The sequence below is a fragment of the Pseudogemmobacter sp. TB195 genome (genome assembly GCF_058313095.1).
This window is the reverse complement of the sequence record NZ_JBZEGG010000164.1, coordinates 1-581: the sequence shown is the minus strand read 5'-3', so window position 1 is coordinate 581 and position 581 is coordinate 1. Positions and strand designations below refer to the sequence as shown.

Sequence of the window (581 nt, the reverse complement as noted above, 5' to 3'; positions counted from 1 at the left end):
CGCCGCTCGGCCACCGACATGCCGGCCACGGGCTCGTCCAGCATCAGCAGTTGCGGGTCCTGGATCAGCAGCATGCCGATCTCCAGCCACTGCTTCTGGCCGTGCGACAGCAGGCCGGCTTTCTTCTCCAGCGAGTCATCCAGGAAGATCTGCTCCGCGATGTCGCGGATCCGGTCCCTCACGGCGACGTCGCGGCGGAAGGCGAGGGCGCCGAATACGCCATGGCCCTTCGGGTAGCTGATCTCCAGGTTCTCGAACACGGTCAGGTCCTCGTAGACGCTGGGCGTCTGGAACTTGCGGCCGACGCCGGCGTGGACGATCTGGTCCTCGCGCATCTTCAGCAGCTCCATGTCGCGAAACCGCACGGAGCCGCCCGTGGCCTTCGTCCGGCCGCAGATCAGGTCGAGCACCGTGGTCTTGCCGGCGCCGTTGGGGCCGATGATCACCCGGCACTCGTTGGGGGCGATGTAGAGGTTGAGCCCGTCAACCGCCTTGAACCCGTCGAACGACACCGTCAGGCCCTCGACCGTGAGGATGAAGTGGGATGGCTCTTCGAACATGATGCGATCCTCCGGTCAGAC

At 65.7% G+C, this 581-nt stretch carries 1 protein-coding gene; it reads right to left on the bottom strand.

Features of this window, described 5'->3' with window-relative positions; all coding sequences use genetic code 11:
• The coding region (locus AC4FS3_RS29170) for an ATP-binding cassette domain-containing protein (RefSeq protein ID WP_491023447.1) at window positions 1-560 on the bottom strand (560 nt) is incomplete at its 3' end.
• Window positions 561-581 lie beyond the last annotated feature (21 nt).